The organism is Burkholderia sp. MS389 (assembly GCF_016899425.1).
GTDB lineage: Bacteria > Pseudomonadota > Gammaproteobacteria > Burkholderiales > Burkholderiaceae > Burkholderia > Burkholderia sola.
This window is the reverse complement of record NZ_CP045995.1, coordinates 379,672-397,362: the sequence shown is the minus strand read 5'-3', so window position 1 is coordinate 397,362 and position 17,691 is coordinate 379,672. Positions and strand designations below refer to the sequence as shown.

The following is a 17,691-nucleotide window of genomic DNA, read 5'->3' as shown; positions in this document are numbered from 1 at the left end:
AAGCACACGCGCGCCTGCCGCGCTGAGCGGAGCGCCGGCCGCCTGATGCGCTTGCGCTGACGCGCGCCGACCGCGGCTGTTGCGCGACGTATTGGACGGGCGCGCCGGTCATGTAGAAAGAGGCTGGGGTCGTCCTTCCCGGCCGGATACGCTCACCGCATCGGAAGCGTTTCAAGGTCGTCTCGAGGCCGTGTTTCAGGCCGAAGCCGGCGCCGATTCGCATCGGCGCGGATCGTCGTCAGGCGGTTGTCCGGGCGGGAAGCCATTCTTCCCTTCTTGCGCGCGCTGGCGCCGGGCCATGCCGGACGGAAGATTCATCCGTTTTTGTGCTCCCGCGGGCCGTCTGCCCGGCGAGCCTTTCCTGTAAGCCGTTCGCCGGCTTTTCTCCGCGCCCGGGTCCGATCGCACCCGCCGTCGTTACAGCGACGGCCGCGCTCCTGTCTCTCCCCGTCACACCTGAATCGAAGGCACGTCCTTCATGCACCGCAGCGCGAACATCGAACGGCTGTGGCGGATGCTCGAAATCCGGTACAGCTTTTCGCGCAGGAAGCGCTCGTAGCCGGCCGTGCCGTCCACCGCGACCTTGATCCAGTAGTCGTACTCGCCCGACACCAGATACGCCTCGAGCACCTCGGGCAGCGCCGCCAGTTCGGCGCCGAAGCGCGCCAGCGCGTCGTCTTCATGGCGATCGAGCGTGACTTCGAGAATCACGATGTCCGCATAGCCGAGCTTGCGCTGGTTGACCAGCGCGACATAGCCGTCGATGTAGCCGTCGAGTTCGAGTTGCCGCGTGCGGTTCCAGCAGGCGGTGGTCGACATGCCGATCTGTTCGGCCAGTTCGGCGTTCGACAGACGCGCATTTTTCTGCAATGCACCGAGGATCTTGCGGTCCTGATTGTCGAGCGTTTTCGGCGTGCGTTCGCGGGTAGCCATGATGAGAAGAATCTTCTACTAAAAATGGGCATTCTATCTGAACGACATTCCGGTTTCAGGTCTGTTTTGCTGGAAAACAGGAAGCCTTTTAACCGGGCCGCTTGATACATTTTCTCCATGCCTGCTGCCCGGCACGCTCCCCGCGATCACCCCCTCGCAACGGGACGCACGGCCGCAATCACGAGTTGCGGTGCCGGCCGGCAGGCATGCGATTCCCCGCCGCCCGCACGCCTATCCGACCGCGTGCGGGGCCGGTGCCTGCTTCCCCGTTCCTGCCCGTCCGTCATGTCGTTCAAGCTTTATCTGTCGTTCCTCGCTGCTTCCGTCGTCCTCATCTACGCACCCGGCCCCGTCAACCTGCTCACGATGAACCAGGCGCTGCGCACCGGCTGGCGCCGCGCGCTGCCGTGCGTCTGGGGCGGCACGCTCGCCGTGCTGCTGCAACTCGCGCTGACCGCCCTGTGCCTGAATTCGCTGGTCCACCTCGACGAACACGCGCTCACCGTGCTGCGCTGGGCCGGCGCCGCGTATCTCGTCTGGCTCGGCGCCAAGCAGTGGCTGAGCCGCGCGCCGGCCGGCGCAGCCGCGGCGCCGGCCGACGCCGGCGCCACTGGCACCGGAACCGAAATCGCCGCGCCGGACACCGATACCGGGCGCGCGCTGTTCTGGCGCGGCGTCGCGACGTCCGGCCTGAATCCGAAGACGCTGCTGTTCTTTCCGTCGTTCTTTCCGCAGTTCATCAGCCCGACTGCCGACTGGAGCCTGAACCTTCAATTCCTGCTGCTCGCCGCGACGTTCGCGCTGCTGTTCGCGGGCGGCGTCGCGTCGATGGCGCTGTTCTCGCACCGGCTGAGCCGCGCATTGCAGCGGCCGGCGCGGATGCGGGCGATGAACCGCGTGACGGGCGGGCTGCTCGTCGGGATGGGCGCGATCATGGTCGGCTGGAACTGAAAAAACACAAATTCTCTGATCAACATGTCAACCGAAACCGCTTCGCCCAGATAAACCGATATTCTTAAGAAAATTTTATCAAAACACATACTTACTTTCTTTTTTTCTCAATCAAATGCACTTCAACCTTAAACCCCATCCTTCCTATGCGCTCCGCGATCGGCTGAAAGCTTACTTTGCTAAAAAATGGCAAATCCAATCCCTTTGACCTCGCCTTTTTTGATACATATGCAGTTCGCATAATTCCATAAACAACGGAATAACTAGCAGTCACGGTCTGATCCCCTTTTCTGGGCAAGAGCTTCACAAATCCAGCTCGACCGTACTTGATTTGGCGAATCTGCACATTATCTCTTAATTGCTGACGAAACTCACCATCACTAACCAAACACTCAGCCGATACCAAGCCCTGATTCCAAAGATGACTAATTGGAGCAGAATCATGCCCATCTTTCAAATGAATAAATTGTCTGCTTTTAGAAAAAAAATCACAAGGCTCAAGATTTGCGCCAGATGCATTTAATGGAGACAATTTAACCTGATCCAAATTCAACAACTCCTTACGGGCATTCAATTCACCAATAAAATCTCTTTCATTAACTGAATTTGTTGATTTTACAAATGGCTTTTTTGATAAATATTTTTCAAAATTCGAAACAACTCGTGCATAATACCCACTGTCAATTCGATACCATGATCCAGCAAAGAGTACATAAGTTGCACCCCCATATTTTGCTTCAAATATAAAGCAGTCATATAACCGCTGACGCTGACGCTTATCCCCCTCCCCATTGACAATTACACGAATTTCGTGACTAGCCTTCAATTCTGACATATCAGCGATATCCGCCATACGTCCAGATCGAAGCTCCGAAACATAGTCTTCAATTTCAACATCCGGATATGTCGCCTTGCTCCCTGATCTAAGTCCACTCCCATAATATCCAATTTCAAATGCATCCTCCGGGTTAATCATCTCGGGAATCGCAATATGAAGACTTGACGACCTTCCATCAACCATCGATTTTAATGAATCAAAAACCTTCTTATCGAGAACCTTTACAACACTTTGGCGATTTTCCGGAACGATATAATCAATAAATTTAAAATCTCTCTCGTAATGCTTTTCACAATATAAATCAAATGCCTCCCTACACTTATCGGCAATCTTAGCAGGATCTATTTTTGCCGTGAGAGACAAAGCATCCTTCCCAACTAGCGCGCGAGCAAACTCTCTATCAGTAGGGGCTCCGCCAGCCAGCCTCAACAAGTCACTCTGCTCATCGATACCAAAGTCGCGCAGATCAGATTTTCTACTTGCCTGAATTCTCTTCTGAATAAGAGTAGTATCCAATTGAGCGACATCCACATTGCGCAAATCACTTCGAGCCACCGCATTGAGCGTCACACGCAATCCGAAATTTTTAACGTAAGAATCCGGATTAAGGAAAAGATGACCACTACCAAATGTTATCGCAAAAAATCGTTTACTCATTCGCAGATCAGAGGGGGTAACCTCCAAAAACAGGACCGCCGAGCAGTGACGATTGGTCAAATCCGGGAGATCTTCTATAGAAAATTCGCGGACAATTTTGACCCAGCTTGGCGGGGCATCTTCGGACTGCGCCGTATACAGATATCCACCCTCGCTTTCTCGCTCAATCATTGTGTGCCCCGAGCGCAAGCCATCTTTGACAGAAGCTCCTTTGTTCATTAAACGAATCGAAAGGGTACTGGATCGCCCACTTAACTTACTGGTCTCTTCGCTCTTCTTTTTCATTTTACAATCCAAAATTTTATGTGACTCTCATCATCCGAACCGAAATCAGGACATTGAGATGAAACTCCATTCTATGTCAAAAAAGGCAAATCGAAATCGGACGGATCGAGCTGTGATTTCTTGAACCGAATTGCCCGTCGCTCCTTGCAACGAGAGGATACTAGGCGCCAGTGCGATTTAACTTCGCTCAACTCCGTTAAAGAGAGTCGCCCCGATTCTGTTCGTGGTCAGTTCGAAGGTACCTTCACGCGTGAACGCGCCTTTTCCCTCTGGCGAGCCCTTGGAACTGCCAAGGACGAGTCGGCTACCTACTCTGCTTACGTGAATAGCCTAGAGTGGGCCAGTACAATCGCGCGATGTCCGAATTGCTCACTTACGGCGGCCTGTTCGCCGTGTCGATGGTCGCCGCGACCCTGTTTCCGCTCCAGTCCGAAGCCGTGCTCGCCGGCCTGCTGCTCGCCGGCCGCGAGCCCGTGTGGGCGCTGGTGCTCGTCGCGAGCGTCGGCAATGTCGCCGGCTCGGCGATCAACTGGTCGCTCGGGCGCGGCATCGAGCACTTTCGCGAGCGCCGCTGGTTTCCGGTCAAGCCGTCGGCGCTGGCGCGCGCCGAGGGCTGGTATGCGCGCTACGGCCGCTGGTCGCTGCTGCTGAGCTGGGCGCCGGTGATCGGCGATCCGCTGACGATGATCGCCGGCGTGCTGCGCGAGCCGCTGCCGACCTTTCTCGTCATCGTGACGATCGCAAAGGTCGGCCGCTATCTGGCCGTCGCGTGGCTCGTCACGCACTGACCTCCGCCCTCCCTTCGCCCGCCTGCCGGTCCGCGATGCGCGACAGCCGCTAAAGATTTCGCGAAAGTTGCCGTATTAACGGGTCCACGAGCGGTGACGCGTGCGTTCCGCCCCCTCTCACTCCACTCAGGATGTTCCATGAGACTGACCCAATTGGGCCGGGTGAGCGTCGGCGCGCGTCTGGCCGCGCTCGCGTGCACGCTCGTCGCCCTGCTGTTTACCGTGTTCGCGTGGACGCTCGCCCATTTCGCCGGCCAGCAGCTCGCCGAAGAAGCGCACCTGCGGATCGACGACAGGGAGCAGTCGATCCGCGCGATGGTCGACCTGTTCGACAAGGCGCTCACCGCCGAAGCCAACCGCTCGATGTCGCTGTTCGCGAGTTTCCTGCCGGCCGACTTCTCGCTCGACCCGGCACGCACGGTCGATATCGGCGGCGTCGCCGCGCCGACCCTCTTCGCGGGCGGCCAGCCGCTCGACCTCGATTACTCGATTCCCGACCAGTTCCTGAAGAAAAGCGGCGCGATCGCGACGATCTTCGCGCGCGACGGCGACGACTTCGTGCGCATCACGACGTCGCTGAAGAAGCAGGACGGCGCGCGCGCCGTCGGCACCAAGCTCGACCGCGCGGGCCCCGCGTATGCGCCGCTGGTCGCGGGGCGCAGCTATACGGGCCTCGCGAAGCTGTTCGGCCGGTCGTACATCACGCAGTACAAGCCGGTGACCGACGCGACCGGCCGCGTGATCGGCGCGCTGTTCGTCGGCCTCGACATCGGCGCCGAGCTCAAGCTGGTCGAGGACGGCATCCGCTCGCTGAAGATCGGCGACAACGGCTACTACTTCGTGCTCGATGCATCGCAGGGCCCGTCGCGCGGCGCCTTCGTCGTGCATCCCGACGCGGCGGGCCAACCGGCCGACAACACGCGCGCGCCCTACGCGCAGATGCTCGCGACGGCCCAAGGCCGGCTCGCATACACGTCGACCGACCCGGCCGCGCACGACGCTGGCCCGACCGCGAAAGTCGTGTCCTTCACGACGATTCCGCAGTGGCAATGGCTCGTCGGCGGCATCGCGCTCGACGACGAACTGCTCGCCACGATGCGCGCCACCCGCAACCGCTTCCTGATGATCGGCGCCGTGCTGGTCGCGGCGTTCGCGACGCTGTTCGTGATCGTCGTGCGTCGCGTCGTGAGCCGGCCGCTGGAAGCCGCCGCCCGCGCCTCCGAGCGCTACGCGGCAGGCGATCTCAGCGTGCGCATTCGCGACAGCGCGGGCGCGGTCGAGCAAGGCAGCGCGGGCAACGACGAGATCGGCCGGCTCGTGCAGGCGGTCGACGGGATCGGCGACGGCCTCGCGCGCATCGTCGCACAGGTGCGCAACAGCGCGGCCGACATCGCGCACGGTACGGTCGGCATCGCGGCCGGCAGCGGCGACATCGCCGCGCGGATCGCGACGCAGGCGAGCAGCGTCGAGCAGACGGCCGCGAGCATGGAGCAGATCACCGCCGCCGTGCAGCAAAGCGCCGAGCACGCGGCGCAAGCCAACGCGCTGGTCGCGGACGCATCGGCCGCCGCGACGAACGGCGACGCCGCAGTGCAGCGCGTGGTCGCGACGATGGACGACATCGGCCGCGCGACGCGCCGGATCGCGGAGATCACCGGCGCGATCGAAGGCATCGCGTTCCAGACCAACATCCTCGCGCTGAACGCGGCCGTCGAGGCCGCCCGCGCGGGCGAACACGGCAAGGGCTTCGCGGTGGTCGCGGCCGAGGTGCGCGCGTTGGCGCAGCGCAGCGCGGCCGCGGTCAAGGAGATCGACGCGCTGAGCGCCGAATCGTCGACGACCGTCGAACAGGGTTACCGGATCGCGGACGCCGCGCGCGGCACGATGCGCGACATCGTCGCGCGGGTCGACCAGGTCCGCACGCTGATCGGCGAGATCAGCGCGGCGTCGCGCGAACAATCGACCGGGATCGAGCAGGTGAACCTGGCCGTCACGCAGATCGGCGAAGCGACACAGCAGAATGCGACGCTGATCTCCGATGCCGAGCGCGCGGCCGTCGCGTTGCGGGACCAGGCCGCGCAGTTGTCGGACGCGGTCAGCGTGTTCCGGCTCGAACGCAACGCGTGACGGGCGACCGATGATCGACCTGGGCCGGGCGGCTCGCTTACTTCTTGTCGCCCGCCAGGTCGATCGCCTTGTCCGAGCCGACCGCATGGCGCAACTGGAACTTCTGGATCTTGCCGGTCGATGTCTTCGGCAGCTCGCCGAAGCGCACGACCTTCGGCACCTTGAAGCCCGCGAGCAGTTGCCGGCAGTGCGCGACGATCTCCGCCTCGGTCGCGCTCGCGCCTTCGCGCAGCTCGACGAACGCGCACGGCACCTCGCCCCACTTCGGGTCGGGCATCGCGACGACGGCCGCGACCGCCACCGCCGGATGCCGGTACAGCGCGTCCTCGACCTCGATGCTCGAGATGTTCTCGCCGCCCGAGATGATGATGTCCTTCTTGCGATCCTTGATCCGGATATAGCCGTCCGGCATCAGCACCGCGAGATCGCCGGTATGGAACCAGCCGCCGTGGAACGCCTCGTCGGTCGCCTTCGGGTTCTTCAGGTAGCCCTTCATGCAGATGTTGCCGCGGAACATGATCTCGCCGAGCGTCTCGCCGTCGGCCGGCACCGGCGTCATCGTGTCGGGATCCAGCACCGTCGCGCCCGCTTCGAGGTGGTAGCGCACGCCCTGGCGCGCATTGAGCCGCGCGCGTTCCTCGTCGGAGACGGCGTCCCAGTGCGCCTGCTTCGCGCAGACGGTCGCCGGGCCGTAGACCTCGGTCAGCCCGTACACGTGCAGCAGGTCGAAGCCGATTTCCTTCATTTTCGCGATCACGGCCGGCGCGGGCGCCGCGCCGGCGACCATCGCGTGCACCGTATGGTCGATCCCCGCGCGCAACTCGGCCGGCGCGTTCGCGATCGCGCTCTGCACGATCGGCGCGCCGCAGTAATGCGTGACGCGCTCGCGGCGGATCAGGTCGAACACGGTCTTCGCGTCGAACTTGCGCAGGCACACGTTCACGCCCCCGCGCGCCGCGACGGCCCACGGGAAACACCAGCCGTTGCAGTGAAACATCGGCAGCGTCCACAGATACACCGCGTGCTTCGGCATGTCCCATTCGAGGATGTTACTGATCGCCGCGAGATACGCGCCGCGATGGTGGTAGACGACGCCCTTCGGATCGCCGGTCGTGCCCGACGTGTAGTTCAGCGCGATCGCCTCCCATTCGTCGGCGGGCGGCGTCCATGCGTAGCCGGCGTCGCCGCCCGCCACGAATGCCTCGTAGTCGGTCGCGCCCGCGAAACGGTCGGGGTCGGCCGGCATCGCGTCGGCCACGCTGACGATCTTCAGGCCCGGCACCTCGAGCGCCGCGCGATGCGCGAGCTCCGCGTATTCGGTGTCGACGATCAGCACCTTCGCCTCGCCGTGACGCAGCATGAACAGCACCGACGACACGTCGAGCCGCGTGTTGATCGTGTTCAGCACGGCGCCGGCCATCGGCACGCCGAAGTGCGCCTCGACCATCGCCGGGATGTTCGGCAGCAGCGCCGCGACCGTGTCGCCGCGACCGACACCGGCCTGCGCGAGCGCGCTCGCCAGCCGCTTCGCGCGCGTGCAGGTCTCGCCCCACGTGCGCCGCACGTCGCCGTGCACGATCGCGAGGCGCTCGCCGTAGACTTCGGCCGCGCGGATCAGGAAATCGATCGGCGTGAGCGGTACGTAGTTGGCATCGCGGCGGCCGAGCCCGGCCTCGAACATCTGCGTCATGATCCTGTCTCCCGTGTTCTGTCGACCGGGATGCGTGCACCCCGGATCGTCTTGATGTGGTTCAATGGCCGACAGCCTAACGGGCGCTATTGTGAGCCGTCTGTCGTCGAAACGACAGAGTGCCGCTCAGGCGCTGCGCGTTATCCCTATCCTCGCAAACCCGCACCCATGCACGACCATCCCGACGCGGCCGCCCGGCCAGCCGATACGCTCCCCGAACCGGGCCCGTTGCCGCCGCTCGCGACGCTGTTCGGCCAGTGCGCGTGGTTCCGCACGCTGGCGCCCGAACACCAGGCGCTCGTGCTCGCCCAGTCGCACGTCGTGCAGTGCGACGCCGGCGACGTGATCGCGCGCCGGCTCGCGCCGTCCGCATACTGGATCGGCGTCCATCAAGGGCTGCTGAAGCTCGCGATCTTCAACGTGTCGGGGCGCGGCTGCACGTTTTCCGGCGTGCCGTCGGGCGGCTGGTTCGGCGAAGGCAGCGTGATCAAGCGCGAGCTGCGCAAGTACGAGGTCGTCGCGATCCAGCGCTCGACCGTGCTGTTCGTGCCGGTCGACACGTTTCATGCGCTGCTCGACACGAGCCTGCCGTTCACGCGCTTCGTGATTCATCAGCTGAACAACCGGATGGGCGAATTCATCGCGTCGATCCAGAACAGCCGGCTGCTCGACGTCGACGCGCGCGTCGCGCAGGCGCTCGCGCAGCTCTTCAACCCCGCGCTGTATCCGGATACCGGCCCGTCGCTGTCGATCTCGCAGGAGGAACTCGGGATGCTCGTCGGCGTGTCGCGCCAGCGGATCAACCAGGCGCTGCAGCAGCTCGAGAAGCTCGGCGCGCTGCGGCTCGCGTACAACCAGATCGAGGTCGTCGATCTCGACGCGCTCGCGCGCTTCGGCATGGAGCAGCTGTGAGCGCCGCCCGCTGCACGAAACCGTCGCCATCGCGACCGCGCACTCCGTCTGCGGAATCGGCCGAAGGCCGGCGTGCCCCAACCTGACCATTCCGCCAGTTTCGCGACAGTAACCCGTTGCGGGCCGACGCCTATCATTCGGGTTCCCTTCACCGACGCCCGATCACCGCCTGCCCCGCTGCCTCCATGTGGATCGTCAATCTCGCGCTCAGGCGCCCCTACACGTTCATCGTGATGGCCATCATGATCGTGCTGGCCACCCCGCTTGCGCTGATGCGCACACCGGTCGACGTGCTGCCCGCGATCAACATCCCCGTGATCAGCGTGATCTGGAATTACAGCGGCTTCTCCGCGACGGAGATGACGAATCGCATCACGTCCGTCCATGAACGGATCCTGACGACGACCGTCAACAACATCCAGCACGTCGAATCGACGTCGCTGCCCGGCATCGCGGTCGTGAAGGTGTTCCTGCAACCGGGCGCGAACGTGCAGACGGCGATCGCGCAGACGGTGTCGTCCGCGCAGGCGATCGTGCGGCAGATGCCGCAGGGCGCGACGCCGCCGCTCGTGATCACCTATTCCGCGTCGAGCATTCCGGTGATCCAGCTCGGGCTGTCGAGCAAGACGCTCAGCGAACAGTCGCTCGCCGACATCGCGCTCAACTTCCTGCGCCCGCAGCTGATCACGGTGCCGGGCGTGCAGATTCCGTTTCCGTACGGTGGCCGCACGCGCGTGGTCGCGATCGACCTCGATCCGCAGGCGCTGCAAGCGAAGGGCCTCACGCCGGCCGACATCGTCAACGCGGTCAATGCGCAGAACCTCGTGCTGCCGACCGGCACAGCGAAGATGGGACAGACCGAATACCGGATCGACACGAACGCGTCGGCCGATACGGTCGCCGACATCAGCAACCTGCCGGTCCAGACGATCAACGGCGCGACGACCTACCTGCGCGAGGTCGCGGCGGTGCGCGACGGCTTCGCGCCGCAGACCAACGTCGTGCGCCAGAACGGCCAGCGCGGCGTGCTGATCTCGATCCTGAAAAGCGGCGACGCGTCGACGCTCAAGGTCGTGTCGGACCTGAAGTCGCTGCTGCCGAAGGTGATCCCGACGCTGCCCGAGGGGCTCACGATCACGCCGCTGTTCGACCAGTCGGTGTTCGTCAACGCGGCCGTCCAGGGCGTGATCCACGAGGCGCTGATCGCCGCCGTGCTGACCGCGATGATGATCCTGCTGTTCCTCGGCAACTGGCGCAGCACGCTGATCATCGCGATCTCGATCCCGCTGTCGATCTTCACGTCGCTGATCGCGCTGTCCGCGCTCGGCGAGACCATCAACATCATGACGCTGGGCGGGCTTGCGCTCGCGGTCGGCATTCTCGTCGACGATGCGACCGTCACGATCGAGAACATCGAGCGGCATTTGCATCTCGGTACGCGCCGGGCCGCCCCAAGCGTGCCGAGCAGCCCCCTCGGGGGGCAGCGACCGGAGGGAGCGTGGGGGTCGTCGTTCAGTACCGACCTGCACGAAGCGATTCTCGAAGGCGCAGGCGAAATCTCGGTGCCCGCGCTCGTGTCGACGCTGTGCATCTGCATCGTGTTCGTGCCGATGTTCTTCCTGACCGGCGTCGCGCGCTTCCTGTTCGTGCCGCTCGCGGAAGCCGTCGTGTTCGCGATGCTCGCGTCGTACGTGCTGTCGCGCACGCTGGTGCCGACGCTCGCGATGCTGCTGTTCCGCCCGCAGCAGGCGAGCACCGGCCCCGCCGCTTCGACGTCGCGCTTCGCGCGCATCCATCACGCGTTCAACCATGCGTTCGAACGGCTGCGCGCGTGGTACATCGTGCTGCTCAGCATCCTGCTCGTGCGCCGCCGCTTCTACGCGCTGTGCTTCCTCGCCTTCTGCGTGCTGTCGACGGGCCTCGTGTTCGTGCTCGGCCGCGACTTCTTCCCGAACGCCGATTCCGGCAACCTCCGGCTGCACGTGCGTGCGCCGACCGGTTACCGGATCGAGGAAACCGCGCGGCTCGCCGACCAGGTCGAGCGCGTGATCCGCGAAACCGTGCCGCCCGACGAGCTCGGCGCGATCGTCGACAACCTCGGGCTGCCGGTGAGCGGCATCAACCTGTCGTACAGCAACGCCGGCACGATCGGCACGCTCGACGGCGAGCTGCTGATCGCGCTGAAGCCCGGCCACCGCGCGACCGCGCACTACGTCGAGACGCTGCGCACGCTGCTGCCGCAACGCTTCCCGGGCGTCGAGTTCTTCTTCCAGCCGTCGGACATCATCACGCAGATCCTCAACTTCGGGCAGCCGGCCGCGATCGACGTGCAGGTGCTCGGCAACGATCTCGCGAGTAACATGACCATTGCGAGCAGCCTGATGAAAAAGATCAGGCAAATCCCCGGCGCCGTCGACGTGCACGTGCTGCAACGCAACGACGAACCGACCCTGCTGGCCGACATGGACCGTACGCGCATGCAGCAGCTCAATCTCTCCGCGCAGAACGTCGCGCAGAACATGCTGATCTCGCTGTCGGGGAGTTCGCAGACGACGCCGTCGTTCTGGATCAACCCGCGCACCGGCGTCCAGTACCCGCTGCAGATCCAGACCCCGCAATACAACCTGTCGTCGGTCGACGACCTGCTCGGCACGCCGATCTCCGCCAGCGGCCGCACGGGCATGCCGCTGCAACTGCTCGGCAACCTGGTGCAGGTGCGCAGCACCGTGAACCCGGCCGTGATCACGCACTACAACATTCGCCCGGCGATCGACGTGTACGTGAGCGTCGAGGGCCGCGATCTCGGCGCGGTCGCGGGCGAGATCGACCGCATCGTGGCCGACGCGCGCGCGACGCTGCCGCGCGGCACCGACCTCACGATGCGCGGCCAGATCGAGACGATGCGCACGTCGTATGTCGGCCTCGGCGCGGGCGTCGCGATGGCGATCGTGCTCGTCTACCTGCTGATCGTCGTCAATTTCCAGTCGTGGCTCGACCCGCTGATCATCATCAGCGCGATGCCGGCCGCGCTCGCCGGCATCGCTTGGATGCTGTTCGTCACCGGCACGCACCTGAGCGTGCCCGCGCTGACGGGCGCGATCATGACGGTCGGCGTCGCGACCGCGAACAGCATTCTCGTCGTGTCGTTCGCGCGCCAGCGCCTCGCGGCCGGCGCGCCGCCGCTCACGGCCGCGCTCGAAGCCGGCGCGACACGGATCCGTCCGGTGCTGATGACGGCGCTCGCGATGATCATCGGGATGGTGCCGATGGCGCTCGGTCTCGGCGAAGGCGCCGAGCAGAACGCGCCGCTCGGCCGCGCGGTGATCGGCGGGCTGCTGTTCGCGACCGTTTCGACGTTGCTGTTCGTGCCGCTCGTGTTCGGCGGCGTGCATGCGCGACTGGCCCGGCGACGCGCGCGCCAGGCCGGTCACTGACTTTCGCCCCACTACCCGGTTGAACTGGTTGAATTCATGGAAGAGAAACATCACAGCGCCGTCGGCATCCAGGTGGACGAACACGGCATGCACCTGCCGGCGCGCGCGTCGGTGTCGCGACGCGGCCGGATCGTCGTGATCGTGATCGGCGTGCTGCTGGCCGCCGGCGCCGCGCGCACCCTCGTCGTCAACGTGCTGAACCGGCATCGCCTCGACGCGGTCGCCGAGCAGAACACGCGCCAGTACGTGAGCGTCGTGCATCCGGTAGACGCGGCCACCGGCGGCAAGCTGACGCTGCCCGGCACGCTGCGCGGCTTCGTCGAGGCGCCGATCTATGCGCGTGCCAGCGGCTACGTGCTGCGCTGGCAGGCCGACATCGGCGCGCACGTGAAGCAGGGGCAAACGCTCGCCGAACTCGACACGCCGGAGCTGAACCAGGAACTCGCGCAGGCCACCGCGCAACGCCAGCAGGCGCAAGCGTCGCTCGCGCTCGCGAAGACGTCGTTCGACCGCGCGCAGCAGCTGCGCCAGCGCGATGCCGTGTCTCAGCAGGAACTCGACGACCGGCAAGGCGCGTTCAACCAGGGCACCGCGAATCTCGCCGCGGCCGACGCGAACATGCGCCGCCTCACCGAGTTGAAGGGCTTCCAGCGGATCGTCGCGCCGATCGACGGGATCGTCACGCAGCGCAACGTCGACGTCGGCGATCTCGTCAATTCCGGCAACGCCGGCCGCTCGCTGTTCACGGTCGTGCAGGCCGACCGGCTGCGCCTGTACGTGCAGGTGCCGCAGGCGTATGCACAGCAGATCAAGGTCGGCCAGCACGTGAGCGTCGCGCAGGCCGAGCTGCCGGGGCGGACCTTCGACGGCACGATCACGCGCACGTCGCAGGCGATCGACGTCGCCACGCGTTCGCTGCAGATCGAGATCACGCTGCCGAACCCGGACGGGCGGCTGCTGCCCGGCGCGTACGTGCAGGCGACGCTGCCGATGACGCCGGTCGGCCGCCTGCAGGTGCCGGCCAATACGCTGCTGTTCCGCGCCGAAGGCCCGACGGTCGCGACCGTCGATGCGAACGGCAAGGTCCGGCTGAAACAGGTGACGGTCGTGCGCACGATCGGGCAGACGCTCGAAGTCGACGGGCCGATCACGCCGAACGATCGCCTCGTCGCGAACCCGAGCGACGCGCTCGCGACCGGCGACGCGGTCGTCGTGCAGGCGCCGGCGGCGCAGCCGGCCTCGGCCGTCGCGGGAGCGAAGTCGTGAGTGCGATACGCACGCGCGTGCACCCGGCCGCGATTGGCGCCGTCGCGATCGTCGCGGCGGCGGTGCTCGCCGGCTGCACGGTCGGCCCGGATTACCGGCGCCCGGCCGTCGACACGCCGGCCGCGTGGCGGCTCGATCCGGCCGACGCATACTGGCAGCCGGCCGCGCCGGCCCGCGCGCCGCTCGATCCGGCCTGGTGGACCGCGTTCGGCGACGCCCAGCTCGACGCGCTGGAAGCCGATGCGCTGCGCAATAACCAGAACCTGAAGGCGGTCGCCGCGCGCTACGACCAGGCGAAGGCGACACTCGCGTCGGTCGCATCCGCGCGGTATCCGGCCGTCGGGCTGAACGCGAGCGGCCAGCGCTTCAAGATCTCCGCCGACCGGCCGCAGACCAACTACGCGACGAAGAGCATGTCGACCGTGCAGAACGAGATCCAGGTCGGCGCGGCGGTCAGCTACGAACTCGACCTGTTCGGCCGCGTGCGGCGCAACGTCGAAGCCGCGCAGGCCAGCTCCGAGCAGGCGCGCGACGATTTCGCGAACGCGCGCCTCGTACTCGGCGCCGATCTGGCGTCGAGCTATTTCGCGCTGCGCGAGCTCGACACCGAGATCGACGTCGTCAGGCGTTCGATCGAACTGCAACAAAAGGCGCTCGACTACGTGAGCGCGCGCCACGACCTCGGCGCGGTGTCGGGTCTCGACCTGTTGCAGCAGCGCGCGCAGCTCGACGCGACGCGCACGCAGGCGCAGTTGCTGATTCAGCAGCGCGCGCAGGTCGAAACCGCGATCGCGACGCTGGTCGGCACGCCGGCCCCCGCGTTCTCGCTGCCGCCGCGCGTGGTGCCGATCAACGCGCCCGCGCTGCCGACCGGCATGCCGAGCGACCTGCTGCAGCGGCGCCCCGACGTCGCGTCGGCCGAGCGCGCGATGGCCGCCGCGAACGCGCAGATCGGCGTCGCGCGCGCCGCGTATTTCCCGCGCATCACGCTGTCGCCGGACATCGGCTGGGACGCGACGCGCTTCGCGGGCCTGTTCACCGTGCCGGCGCTGCTGTGGTCGGTCGGCGGGTCGCTCAGCCAGCCGCTGTTCGAGGGCGGCAAGCTGAAGGCCGGCGTCGATTTCGCGCAGGCCGGCTACGTCGCCGCGCAGGCCAGCTACCGGCAGACCGTGCTCACCGCGTTCCAGGAGGTGCAAAATGCGGTGACCGGCCTGTCGGTGCTCGCGCAGGCGGCGCAGCAGGCGTCGGCGGCCGTCGACGACGCGCGCAAGCTCGTGTCGCTCGCGCAGGACCGCTACGCGGGCGGCCTGACGCCGTTCATCGACGTGCTGACGGCCCAGCAGCAACTGCTGACGAGCGAGCGCCAGGCCGTGCAGATCCAGGGCCAGCGCGCGGCGCTCGTCGTGTTTCTCGCGAAGGCGCTCGGCGGCGGCTGGGACGGCGATGCGTCTAACGGCCCCGCGCCGTCCGACGTCGCGTCGGCGGCCCCGCCGCGCGGCGCGAGCGTCGGGCCTTGAGCCGCCCTTAACCCGGTTACGCGGACAACGAACATGAAAGTGCTGATCGTCGAGGACGAACCGAAAGTCGTCGAATACCTGAAAAGCGGTCTGACCGAGGAAGGCTGGGTCGTCGACACCGCGCTCGACGGCGAGGACGGTGCGTGGAAAGCTGTCGAATTCGACTACGACGTGGTCGTGCTCGACGTGATGCTGCCGAAGCTCGACGGCTTCGGCGTGCTGCGCGCGTTGCGCGCGCAGAAGCAGACGCCGGTGATCATGCTGACCGCGCGCGATCGTGTCGACGACCGCGTGCGGGGCTTGCGCGGCGGCGCCGACGACTACCTGACCAAGCCGTTCTCGTTCCTCGAACTGATCGAACGGCTGCGCGCGCTGACGCGCCGCGCGCGCGTGCAGGAATCGACGCTGATCTCGATCGGCGACCTGCGCGTCGACCTGATCGGCCGCCGCGCGACTCGCGACGGCGCGCGGCTCGACCTGACCGCGCAGGAATTCCAGCTGCTCGGCGTGCTCGCGCGGCGCAGCGGCGAGGTGCTGTCGAAAACGACCATCGCCGAACTCGTGTGGGACGTGAACTTCGACAGCAACGCGAACGTCGTCGAGACGGCGATCAAGCGCCTGCGCGCGAAGCTCGACGGCCCGTTCGCGGACAAGCTGCTGCACACGATCCGCGGGATGGGCTACGTGCTCGAGGCGCGCGAGGACGGCGACGTGGAGCGACACGCATGAAACGCTCGATCGCCCTGCGCCTGTCGGCGATGTTCGGCATCGTGTCGCTGCTCGTGTTCACGCTGGTCGGCTGCGGGCTGTTCGTGATGATGGAGCGCCAGTTGCTCGCCGAGCTGCGCGCGACGATCGACACGCGCGCGAAGGTCGCGCAGATGATCGTGTCGCATGCGACCACGGCCGCGCGCGGCCGCGTGATGCAGGAAAAGCTCGCCGACCTCGAACCGCCCGACGGGTCGACGCGCTATCAGGTCGACAGCCCCGACGCCGCTTTCCGCTTCGGTCATCCCGTCGACGGTGTGCCCGACGGCAAGCCATTCGGTGCGTTCCAGCAGTACGCGCTCAACAACAGCAGCTACAACGTGATGACGAAGACCGTCGCGATCGCGGGCAGCGGCGAGCGCCCGGACGTGAAGCTGATCGTCGCGTCGTCGTGCGAGCGCACGCAGCGGATGCTGCGCCGTTTCGTGTGGACGCTGGCCGCGCTGATCGCGACGGCCACCGTCATCACGCTGCTGCTGAGCCGCGCGGTCGCGCGCTTCGGGCTCGCGCCGCTCGACCGGCTGTCGCAGGACGCGGCGAGCGTGAGCGCGACCAACCGCCGCCAGCGGTTGCACACCGACGCGCTGCCGAGCGAGCTGCGCGATCTCGCGACGTCGTTCAACGGCGCGCTCGAACGCATCCAGCAAACCTACGCGCGGCTCGAAGCGTTCAACGCGGACGTCGCGCACGAGCTGCGTACGCCGATCAGCATCCTGATCGGCCAGACCCAGGTCGCGCTGACGAGCCGCGACCGCTCGGTCGACCGGATGCGCCAGACGCTGCAGTCGAATCTCGAGGAATTCGAGCGGCTGCGCGTGATCATCAACGACATGCTGTTCCTGTCGCGCAGCGACCGCGGCGAACGCGCGACCGACCTGAAGGACGTGTCGCTCGCCGACGAGGTGCGGCGCATGCTCGACTTCCTCGAAATCCCGCTCGACGAGGCGCAGTTGCGCGCCGAACTGCACGGCGATGCGCGCGCGGCCGTCGATCCGTCGCTGTTCCGCCGCGCGATGACGAACCTGCTGATCAACGCGATCCAGCATTCGGCGCCGGGCGCGACGCTGAACGTGACGATCGCGCGCCGCGACGCGCTCGTCGAGATGGCCGTGTCGAACCCCGGCGAGCCGATCGATCCGGTGCAGCGCGCGCACGTGTTCGAGCGCTTCTACCGGCTGGAGGAAGCGCGCGCGAACAGCAAGGAAAACCACGGGCTCGGGCTGTCGATCGTCAAGGCCGTGGCCGAGATGCACGGCGGCGGCGTGTTCGTCGCGTGCTCGGGCGGCGTCAACACGTTCGGTTTTTCGGTGTCGACGCAACCGTGGTCGGGCGGGCCGCTGCGCGCGGCCGACGCCGCTGGCCCGGCCGATTCCACCGAGCCGGCCAATCCGGCCAATCCGGCCAATCCGGCGGATCCGCGCGGCGCTCGCCCGGCGCACGTGCCGCGCGCGTTGCACTGACGGCGTCGCGCCTGTCGACGTCCAGCCGCTTCCGATCGGCGCTTGCCTGACGCGAACGCGGCCCG

The 17,691-nt window shown here is 65.8% G+C and carries 12 protein-coding genes; 9 read left to right on the top strand and 3 right to left on the bottom strand.

Going from position 1 to position 17,691, the window contains the following annotated elements:
- Positions 1 to 450: 450 nt before the first annotated feature.
- Entirely contained in the window at positions 451 to 933 is a 483-nt protein-coding gene (locus GJG85_RS18285; RefSeq protein ID WP_006479115.1) for an Lrp/AsnC family transcriptional regulator, read from the bottom strand.
- A 285-nt stretch (positions 934 to 1,218) separates the two neighbouring features.
- On the opposite strand from GJG85_RS18285, the gene GJG85_RS18280 reads away from it, so the two are divergent.
- On the top strand, positions 1,219 to 1,884 hold the full coding sequence (locus GJG85_RS18280; RefSeq protein WP_204384252.1) for a LysE family translocator: 666 nt from the start codon (positions 1,219 to 1,221) through the stop codon (positions 1,882 to 1,884).
- A 91-nt stretch (positions 1,885 to 1,975) separates the two neighbouring features.
- On the opposite strand, the gene GJG85_RS18275 is transcribed toward GJG85_RS18280, so the two are convergent.
- A complete protein-coding gene (locus GJG85_RS18275; RefSeq protein ID WP_204384251.1) occupies positions 1,976 to 3,664 on the bottom strand; it encodes a DUF6119 family protein in 1,689 nt (562 codons plus the stop codon).
- Positions 3,665 to 4,020: 356 nt separating this feature from the next.
- Here GJG85_RS18275 and GJG85_RS18270 point away from each other — a divergent pair, with 356 nt between their 5' ends.
- Positions 4,021 to 4,452, top strand: coding sequence for a YqaA family protein (locus tag GJG85_RS18270; RefSeq protein ID WP_204384250.1), 432 nt, complete (start codon positions 4,021 to 4,023; stop codon positions 4,450 to 4,452).
- Between the two features lie 138 nt (positions 4,453 to 4,590).
- Positions 4,591 to 6,579 carry a methyl-accepting chemotaxis protein gene (locus GJG85_RS18265; protein ID WP_089489337.1) on the top strand — a complete coding sequence of 663 codons (1,989 nt, stop codon included), beginning with the start codon at positions 4,591 to 4,593 and terminating at the stop codon, positions 6,577 to 6,579.
- Positions 6,580 to 6,616: 37 nt separating this feature from the next.
- On the opposite strand, the gene GJG85_RS18260 is transcribed toward GJG85_RS18265, so the two are convergent.
- On the bottom strand, positions 6,617 to 8,269 hold the full coding sequence (locus GJG85_RS18260) for an acyl-CoA synthetase (protein WP_089489336.1): 1,653 nt from the start codon (positions 8,267 to 8,269) through the stop codon (positions 6,617 to 6,619).
- A gap of 168 nt (positions 8,270 to 8,437) precedes the next feature.
- Here GJG85_RS18260 and GJG85_RS18255 point away from each other — a divergent pair, with 168 nt between their 5' ends.
- From GJG85_RS18255 to GJG85_RS18230, 6 genes are all read left to right on the top strand, one after another.
- Positions 8,438 to 9,181: a Crp/Fnr family transcriptional regulator gene (locus GJG85_RS18255; protein WP_050010976.1), complete on the top strand. Its 744-nt coding sequence runs from the start codon at positions 8,438 to 8,440 to the stop codon at positions 9,179 to 9,181.
- A 185-nt stretch (positions 9,182 to 9,366) separates the two neighbouring features.
- Positions 9,367 to 12,615: an efflux RND transporter permease subunit gene (locus GJG85_RS18250; protein WP_204384248.1), complete on the top strand. Its 3,249-nt coding sequence runs from the start codon at positions 9,367 to 9,369 to the stop codon at positions 12,613 to 12,615.
- Positions 12,616 to 12,651: 36 nt separating this feature from the next.
- Positions 12,652 to 13,881, top strand: a complete 1,230-nt coding sequence (locus GJG85_RS18245) for an efflux RND transporter periplasmic adaptor subunit (protein ID WP_050010974.1) — start codon at positions 12,652 to 12,654, stop codon at positions 13,879 to 13,881.
- Positions 13,882 to 13,886: 5 nt separating this feature from the next.
- Positions 13,887 to 15,398 (top strand): efflux transporter outer membrane subunit, encoded by a 1,512-nt coding sequence (locus GJG85_RS18240; protein WP_124630341.1) that lies wholly within the window; start codon positions 13,887 to 13,889, stop codon positions 15,396 to 15,398.
- 33 nt (positions 15,399 to 15,431) lie between these two features.
- Complete coding sequence (locus GJG85_RS18235; protein ID WP_050010973.1) at positions 15,432 to 16,127, top strand: heavy metal response regulator transcription factor; 696 nt, start codon at positions 15,432 to 15,434, stop codon at positions 16,125 to 16,127.
- Positions 16,124 to 17,626, top strand: coding sequence for a heavy metal sensor histidine kinase (locus GJG85_RS18230; protein ID WP_204384247.1), 1,503 nt, complete (start codon positions 16,124 to 16,126; stop codon positions 17,624 to 17,626). Before GJG85_RS18235 ends, GJG85_RS18230 begins: the two co-directional genes overlap by 4 nt.
- Positions 17,627 to 17,691 lie beyond the last annotated feature (65 nt).